Origin of the sequence: Enterobacter sp. KB-221C9 (assembly GCF_041320715.1) — a bacterium.
In the GTDB taxonomy this organism is placed as follows: Bacteria; Pseudomonadota; Gammaproteobacteria; order Enterobacterales; family Enterobacteriaceae; genus Enterobacter; species Enterobacter asburiae_D.
Genome location: NZ_JBGIWG010000029.1, coordinates 1 through 9,573 on the forward strand (window position 1 = coordinate 1; position 9,573 = coordinate 9,573).

3 protein-coding genes are annotated in these 9,573 nt (G+C 48.8%); 2 read left to right on the forward strand and 1 reads right to left on the reverse strand.

The window, feature by feature from the left end; all coding sequences use genetic code 11:
* Positions 1–325: 325 nt before the first annotated feature.
* On the forward strand, positions 326–490 hold the full coding sequence (locus AB8846_RS23200) for a YnfU family zinc-binding protein (protein WP_213730115.1): 165 nt from the start codon (positions 326–328) through the stop codon (positions 488–490).
* Positions 491–629: 139 nt separating this feature from the next.
* Positions 630–9,212: a GH36-type glycosyl hydrolase domain-containing protein gene (locus AB8846_RS23205; RefSeq protein WP_370733773.1), complete on the forward strand. Its 8,583-nt coding sequence runs from the start codon at positions 630–632 to the stop codon at positions 9,210–9,212.
* Between the two features lie 17 nt (positions 9,213–9,229).
* On the opposite strand, the gene AB8846_RS23210 is transcribed toward AB8846_RS23205, so the two are convergent.
* Positions 9,230–9,463: a hypothetical protein gene (locus AB8846_RS23210; RefSeq protein ID WP_370733774.1), complete on the reverse strand. Its 234-nt coding sequence runs from the start codon at positions 9,461–9,463 to the stop codon at positions 9,230–9,232.
* Positions 9,464–9,573: the final 110 nt, after the last annotated feature.

Consider the following 9,573-nt stretch of genomic DNA (forward strand, 5'->3'; position numbering starts at 1 on the left):
ATGTATATACAGTATATTTATAAACATATCTTACGGGTTTTGCAACGCTTTCAGAACATCGAATTTGAATCAACCGATTTTTCTTGTAGAACAAATCAAGTGTTCAATCCAGGCGGCAACCTAGATCAAACTGATCTCGCGTCGCAAAATAACATAAGGATTTTAAAAGGTTGGAATTCATTCGCTTCTAAATCGGACATGAAAGCGATGTGTTAGAAAAGAGAAAAAAACATCACTTATGTTAAAAAATTGGGTGACTTTTAAATTGGTTTAATTTTAGCCAGATGTGATAGAGTGAAATACATTCATTGAGAGGCTAATCATCATGTCTGTTATCGATTACGCAATGAAACTTTTTGGAAGCGTATTAACCACCACCGTCACCTGCCCTGTTTGCGGATTAAAATCCGCTCAGTCTTCCTCTAAACTGCGTCTAAAAAGCCCCATGCTTTGTCCGGGGTGTAAAGCACTTTTTATCTCTCCGCGCTAGCTTCACAGCCGATGTTCTACACTTAAAATAATATCAGCAGTTGTCAAAATCCCCGATGCCTTACGCCCATCCTGAGAGAACGTTTCTGAACTGATTTCGCATCTGCTCCTGCGCGTTAACGTAGCAAAAGAGCAACCCTATGAAAATGAAACATATCGCGTGGTTTAAGCGTTCTCGTATTCTGCCCGAAGGCAGCGCACACATATCAGCCACAGTCAACGATTGGGGAGGAGAAAACTATTTACGTTCGGAACTGTTTTCTACCCCTCAGTTGGAACGCTTTGGAAAAAAACTGGCTCGTACGCACAAATTGTCTCCGGAAATACTACCGTACTACCTTCTTAAACGACTAACTGACAATGAAACGATAATTACGCGATGTTGCTATCTACTCAATGCAGGAAAAAAAACGAGTATCATGCCCGCAGGTGAGTGGCTGCTGGACAACTATTACCTGATTGAAGAGCAGATTCGCATGGTACGCCAGCACTTACCGAAAAGCTTTGGTAAGGGTCTTCCGCTACTAGCCTACCCGCATAGATGTCCCAGAATTTATGACTTAGCCTCAGAGGCCATAGCGCATGGCGACGGACGCTGGGACACCAGCAGTCTTACCAGTTATATTTCCGCCTATCAAGAGGTGACACCTCTGACGTTGGGGGAGATATGGGCTTTGCCAGGAATGCTGCGTCTAGCGCTGATTGAAAACCTGCGTCGTGTGAGCAACGAAGTGACCCAAGCCCAGCAGGAGCGAAATCTTGCAGATATGTGGATAACGCGGATTTTTGATTGTGCAGAGAATGCTCCCGCCGACCTAATTATGATTGTTGCCGATATGGCGCGTACTCACCCTCCGCTGAGCAGTGCCTTTGTCGCTGAAATGGTTCGTCGTCTGCAGGGACATGGCAATGCTCTTGCACTCCCTCTGAATTGGATTGAACAACGTCTTGCAGAGCAAGGTGTTACAACTGAGGTCCTGATTCATCGCTTCAATCAGCAGCTTGCCGCCAGCCAGCTTTCCGTCAGTAACAGTATTTCGGGTTTACGTCTGCTGAATGAAACGAACTGGTCTGATTTTGCAGAGACCATCAGCGTAGTCGAGCAAACATTACGCCTTGACCCAGCTGGTATATATCCTCACATGCACTTCGACACCCGAGATCATTATCGCCATGTGATTGAAACGCTTGCCAGGGATGCGATCTTAAGTGAGCCGGAAGTTGCAAACCGTGTGATGGCAATGTCTTGCGAACCGAGTCTAGATCCTGAGCACCGACATATCGGTTATTTTCTGCTTGGGGGTGGAAGGCCACAACTTGAAAAACTGTTGTCAGCTGAAAGGTCTCTATTGAAACGGCTGCGGCAGAGTATGAATAAATCGCCCCTTCTGTCATGGCTTGGTAGCCTGAGTCTTTTGACCACGGCCGCTTCAGCTACCATATTGTATGAAACTGCACTACAGGGTATATTCTGGCTGCTCATCCCCCTAGCACTCCCCCTTATTGTTGCCATTAGTCAACTCGCCAGCGATATGCTTAGCGAAGCAACGACACGCTTTCGTATTCCCAGGCCTCTGCCGCGGATGGACTTTTCAAGTGGGATACCAGTTGAATATGCCACAATGGTTGCGATCCCTTGCATGCTGACAAGCTATGAAAGCCTCTGCAAACTTCTCTTCCGCCTGGAAGTCTGCAGCCTTGGCAATCAGGATGAAAATCTCTGCTTTGCACTTCTTACCGATTTTCCGGATTCATCAACTGAGGATACCGAGGAAAACACTGTCCTTTTAAGGCAAGCGATTGCTGAGATGCAGAGACTTAATCGGCGCAACCCTAGCGGCCGATCTCGATTTTATCTACTGCACCGCCAGCCGGTGTGGAACGATTCGCAGAGAATCTGGATGGGATATGAACGCAAGCGGGGCAAACTAGCTCTTCTTAACAGCTGGTTACGCCAACCGGGAACCCAGTTTTCGAGCGTTGCAGACCTTCCCTCGCAGGCTTTGCCCGGACGGATTAAATACGTCATCACTCTTGACAGTGATACGCTCCTGCCTCGTGATACAGCCCATAAACTGGTGGCCACAATGGCGCATCCGCTGAACAAACCAGAATATGATCCAACGTTCCAACGAGTCGTTAAAGGGTACGGAATTTTACAGCCAGGCTTAGCAGAGGAAATGCCTCTTTACGGTCAGGGGCACTACGCCGCCATGCGCAGCAGCATCCCGGGTAATAATCCCTATTCGATGATGTCTTCAGATATATATCAGGATCTTTTTGGCGAGGGATCGTTCGTAGGCAAAGGTATCTATGATGTAGATATTTTTGTCCAGTCCACTGCCAACGTCTGTCCGGAAAATCTCGTACTCAGTCACGACCTGCTCGAAGGATGTTACGCCCGCTCTGGTCTGCTGAGCGACGTTTTACTTTACGAACAATATCCAACTAATTATATCTCAGACGTCGCACGTCGTACGCGCTGGATCCGCGGAGATTGGCAACTGCTCAATTGGTTAAGGGTTCGGGTCAGAAAAGCTGACGGAAGCAGGGAAAAAAATCCATTGTCCATTCTTTCTCGTTGGAAATTATTGGATAATCTCCGACGCAGCCTGGTAGCGCCGTCGATCATGCTGCTTGTATTGAGCACGCTGCTCTGGCTCCCCAACCCTTTATACTGGTTTAGCGTGCTTACGCTAATATGGTTTCTTCCTGCGGCGCTTAGCATAGCATGGGATCTCGTTCATAAACCGCACCGCCGTCCCCTTAAACAACATTTGCAACTGGTCTCAGCTGGAGCCTTGAAGCGCATTTCACGTATCGGTCTCACGATTATGATACTACCCCACGAGGCCGGTTACTCATTATTCGCTATTGGAGTTACGCTTTGGCGACTTGGTGTAAGCCAGCGTAACCTCAACCAATGGGTAAGCTATAACCCAGATAACTACCAATCCAGTGTCTCTGTTTTAGGTTTTTATCGGGAAATGTGGCTGAATGTTGCCTGCGGTCTGAGTCTCACATCACTAGCATTGGTGTTTGATCCGCTGATGCTGTTCATCGCATTGCCCATTAGCGTCGGGTGGTGCATAGCTCCCATTATTATGGCTTGGCTGAGCCGCCAACCCGCTCGTAAGCCCTTTTTGCCAGATCATAAGCAGAAACTTCTGCTGAGACAGACAAGCCGAGAAATATGGTCTTTTTTTGAGACCTTCGCCACAGCGAAAGAAAATTGGCTCCCCCCCGATAATTATCAGGAAATACCGCAGCCGACGATCGCGCACCGTACATCCCCTACCAACATTGGGTTATCACTACTGGCTAACCTTACTGCCTGGGATTTTGGCTATTTGCCAGGCGGCAGCGTCTTACAACGCATAACGCTCACGCTCGACTCTCTTGATAATATGGAACATTTTCGTGGTCATTTATATAACTGGTATGACACTCGAACACTTGCGCCGCTCAGTCCGCGTTACGTATCAAGCGTGGATAGCGGTAATATGGCTGGACATCTATTGACTCTGCGTGAAGGGTTATTAGCCATGCGAAACCAGCCGATTTTGAATGGCGAAAGAATACTTGCAGGGTTAAACGATACATTATTACTTCTTGAAAAACACTGGGGGCCGGGGGCACCGGATACACTTAAAGAGCTTCAAAAGCAGTGTTTCAGCTCAGTGGAACTTCCTTCGGGAGCTCTTTATAGCGAACTTAAAAAAATGCGTACTCAGTGCAAATATCTTACCGCTGCGAGTCAGCAGGAAGGTGATCTTGTGCTGCGCTGGGCCGAGCATCTGGAGCATCAGTTGGTTGAATTATGCCACGAATGGTCACATCTGCTCGCGTGGTTACCCCCTACATACCCAAGCGAGACATTGCCAACACTAAGCTGGTTGGCGCAGAGTACCGATACCGGAGAAGGAACGCCTCCTGCATCAGTTATTACTCACGCCCGTTTGCGGCTGGATATCATCAGCGAACTTGAAAAGAGGTTAAATGACCATGCGCGAATGGATTTTGCCTTTCTCTACAGCGAAGCTACCAGCCTGCTCAGTGTCGGATATAACTGCGACACAAATACCGCCGATAAAAGCCACTATGACCTTCTGCCCTCTGAAATCAGGCTGACAAGTTATCTCGCTATCGCGACAAATCAGCTTCCGATGAAAAGCTGGTATGCGTTGGGAAGGTTGTTCACCAATATCGACAATGAAACCTCGTTAATGTCATGGAGCGGCTCGATGTTTGAATACCTGATGCCGAATCTAGTGATGCCAAACTGGCGTGGCAGTTTGCTTGATGAAATGGGCAAATCCGCGGTGACACGTCAGATTAACTGGGGCAAGGAACGTGGCGTACCATGGGGCGTTTCTGAGTCCGGCTATCATGCATTTGATGTCCAGCGTAATTATCAGTATCAGGCATTTGGGGTACCTGGACTCGGTCTTCGCCGAGGACTTGCGGACGATATGGTAGTCGCGCCGTATGCAACACTACTGGCTCTGCTCGTTTACCCCCAGAAGGCCTGCGAAAACTTACTTAGACTGGAGCAGAGCGGTGCACATGGCGAATACGGGTTTTATGAAGCGCTGGACTACACGCCATCACGGCTTGCTACCGGGCAACTGTACGCGGTTGTACAGTCCTGGATGGCACACCACCAAGGGATGGGATTCCAGGCGCTAGCGCATATCCTGCTTGATGCCCCAATGATCGAGCGATTTATGGCAAGCCCCACCTTTATGTCGGCGAATCTTCTATTGCAGGAACGCGTCCCGGATGCAGTCGATCTTTACAGCCCTCGCCGTCATTTTGAATCCCATGAAGGAAGGGTTAAACCGGTGCGATATGAACCGAGAGTTTTCAGTCATGTAGACAGCCCTACTCCGGAAATACAGCTGCTCTCAAATGGCCATTACCACTTGATGCTGACGCCAGGTGGTGGAGGATACAGCCGCTGGAATTCGATTTCAGTTACCCGCTGGCGCAGCGATACAACCCGTGATAACTGGGGATCGTTCTGTTATATCCGCGATCCGCATACGAATGAGGTATGGAGCAATACTTGGCAGCCCATGGGCGGAAATGCGAATAGCAGCGATGAGATAATCTTCACCGACGCAGGCGCAGAATTCAGGCGTACCTTCGGAGCCCTTAGCGTTAGGACACAGGTTGTGGTTTCCCCGGAGGATGATATAGAGCTGCGGCGTGTCACCCTGGTACACCATGGCCGTCTACCGCGAACGCTCGAGCTAACAACGTATGCTGAAGTGGTGATTGCTCCAGAAACCAGTGATTTAGCGCATCCGGCATTCAGTAATTTGTTCATCGAAACTGAGATTGATCACAGTCGGGAAGCTATTCTTTGCCATCGACGACCGCGTTCTCCAGATGAAACGAGCCCATTTCTGTTTCACATGATGGTGGTGCATAGCAATGATCATAATGAAGCCTCGTTTGAAACAGACCGAGCTAAGTTTATTGGAAGGGGCAGAAGTCCGGCTGATGCCGCTGCTATCTATGCTAACGGGCCGCTCAGCAATACTTCCGGTGCCGTGCTGGATCCTGTCCTAGCGATCCGACAAGTTGTGAGACTCATGCCAGGCATTCCGATAACGATTGATATCGTTTATGGCATCAGTGAGAGCCGTCAGCAAAGCAAGGCATTATTGGAAAAATACCGTGATTACCCAATCGCTGAGCGTGTTTTTGAGCTTGCTTGGTCGCACAGTCTGGTAGTGCTAAGGCAGATAAATGCCAGCGAAGATGACGCAACGCTGTTTAACCGACTCGCTAGTGCTGTGCTCTATCCCTGTCACGAATTACGCGCCGACGATCAAGTAATAAGCCGTAACCGCCGCGGTCAGTCCGGACTGTGGGGCTGGGGTATTTCAGGTGATTTACCGATTGTACTGCATAGCGTGACCAGCGATGAGAGTATGACCTCTATCACTACACTGATTCAGGCTCATCGTTACTGGCGACTAAAAGGGCTTGAAGTGGATCTTGTTATCCTCAATAACAGCGCAGGTGGCTATCAGCAGGCCCTTCAAACACTGATTATGGATTTAATCTATGCCGGTTCAGAAGCCAGCCTGCTGGATAAACCGGGCGGCATTTTTGTCCGTAACGGGGAGCATTTGTCTTCTGAAGATAAGCAATTGCTGATGAGCGTTGCATGTATGTATCTTGACGATCGCGCCGGCGGGCTAAACGAGCAACTTAATCAGCGGCTCCACTCGCCAATTAAACCGCAAAGGCCATTTGTATCTTTTGTCACTGAGGGAAGCAATCGACAGGAAGACTGGACGCCGCATATAGAACATCTGTTCAACTTCAATGGGCATGGAGGGTTTTCAGAGGATGGACGGGAGTATCAGATTATCCTGAAGGAAAATGTTCCAACGCCGGCCCCTTGGTCAAATGTGCTGGCAAACTCCTGTTTTGGTAGCGTCATTTCAGAAGCCGGACAGGCTTACAGTTGGTATGAGAACGCTCATGAATATCGTTTAACCCCCTGGGAAAACGATCCAGTAAGCGACCGTAGCGGTGAGGCTTTTTATATTCGTGATGAAGAGAGCGGAACGGTATGGTCACCCACGACGTTACCTGTTCGTGGCCGCGGGGATTATTTAACCCGTCATGGTTTTGGCTACAGCGTATTCGCGCACCGCGATAGTGGTATAGATAGCGAGTTGACAATACTGGTTGGCGAACACGATCCTGTTAAGTTGGCACTTCTGACGCTTAGTAACAATTCGGGCCGCACGCGCAAATTATCGGTCACAGGGTACGTAGAGTGGACGCTTGGGGAATCACGCTCGCGTTCTGCTCCCCATATCGTTACACATACGGTGGTCGTGCCGGGTGGTAGTGGAGTTACAGCAAATAACTTTTACGGAGCTAACGGCGAAGGACGCATTGCATTTTTCGCTGTCAACGATCCTAATTGTTCGTTGACAGGTGATCGCCGAGAGTTTATTGGCCGCAATGGCTCTTTGCAAAAACCGGCCGCAATGAAGCTTCGCAGTTTATCGGGAAATACGGGCGCTGGTTTGGATCCATGCGGTGCAGTTCAGTCTGTTACCACCCTAATTGACGGTGATCAGAAGACCTTTATTTTTGTACTCGGCAGCGAGGAAAACTCCGCCCGGGCTCAGACTATACTCGATCATTATTTGGATGAAAATGTCGTTCGACAGGAGTTGGACAATGTCCATCGTCACTGGCACCGCATGCTGGATAAGATAGTGGTCAAAACACCAGACCATTCAGTTGATAAGCTAGTTAACGGTTGGCTTCTATATCAGACAATGGCCTGTCGTCTCATGGCGCGCAGTGGCTATTATCAATCGGGTGGCGCATTTGGTTTTCGCGATCAACTCCAGGATACATTAGCACTGACCCACGCTGCACCGGAACGCCTGCGCGACCAAATAGTACTATGTGCGTCAAGACAGTTTATTGAAGGCGATGTGCAGCACTGGTGGCATCCACCTCACGGTAGCGGCGTACGCACGCGATGTTCAGATGATTTTCTCTGGCTCCCGCTCGCCGTCTGTCACTACGTCGACACTTCTGGGGATATCGGAATACTAGAGCAGATGATTCCTTATCTGGAAGGGCGTCAGCTCCAGCCTGGAGAAGAGTCCGTTTACGATACACCACTAATCAGCCACACCGAAGAGACGCTATGGCAACACTGCGTTAAAGCCATTAAGCATGGGCTTCGTTTTGGACAACATGGTCTGCCGCTAATGGGTGCTGGCGACTGGAACGATGGGATGAACCGGGTCGGCATCGAAGGAAAAGGTGAAAGCGTTTGGCTCGGGTTCTTCCTGTTCGATATTTTAAAGCGTTTCGCGACGCACGCTGAGCGTCAGCAAGATAAGCTTGTAGCATCGCTGTGTCGCACGGAGGCGGAACACTTGCAAAAAAATCTGAATGCGACAGCCTGGGACGGGGAATGGTTTCGGCGTGGATATTTTGACGATGGAACGCCTTTAGGATCCAAAAGTTCTCAAGACTGCCGGATTGATGCAATAGCTCAAAGTTGGTCCGTTTTATCCGGTGCGACAGACTGTGGACGTGCCGGTAAATCAATGCAGGCTCTGGACAAGCATTTGGTAAACTCCGAATCCAGGTTGATAAAGCTACTTTCGCCTCCATTCGATGGACACGGACCAAATCCCGGTTACATTCAGGGTTATGTGCCTGGTGTGCGTGAAAATGGCGGGCAATATACTCATGGTGCTATCTGGGCCGTGATGGCATTTGCCCGAATGGGAAATGCAGAGCGTGCGTGGCAACTCTGGTCACTGATCAATCCAATAAACCACGCGTCTACTGACGAAGAAGTTGCGATTTACAGAGCAGAACCATACGTAATGAGTGCAGATGTTTACAGCATCGCGCCACATACTGGACGTGCAGGTTGGAGTTGGTACACCGGATCAGCGGGTTGGGCCTATCGTCTTCTTACAGAAGAATTGATGGGCATAAAACGTTCCGGTGATGTCTTGACCATACATGCCCTGTTACCAGCAGAGTGGGAGTCTTTTTCTCTGACATATCAACATGACGAAAGTTATTACGAGATTACCATTACACGTGGCAACGGGGAGTATCAGGTTATACTAGATGGTATCGAACTGTCTGATGACCGAATACCTTTAAAGCAGGATGGTCAAAGACACATAGTAGAGATCACTCAGAACTAAGGGATCTTAAGAGCGCATTAACGCCTACCGTTAATGCGCTGATTGTCTCTAAGCACTTCAATCGCAGTCTGCATAGCAACTTGATCATCACGTCTTTTTTGCTTACCTTGCATGACTTGAAGATACTCGAGCAAGGTCCGTGTATTAATCGGCCTTCCCTGTTTACCCACAGCAAGCACTGCTTCACCTAAAATAATTTTTACTGTCGGCAACTGCGCTGGGTACCAGTCAAGAGTGTCTTCTGATTTCATCATAAATTTCTCATGGAAGGATATTGTAACATAAATCAAACTGTTGTTTTCTAAAAGCTCATATTTTATTCAGCAATAAATATTCATAACTTAACCCGACAATTTATATT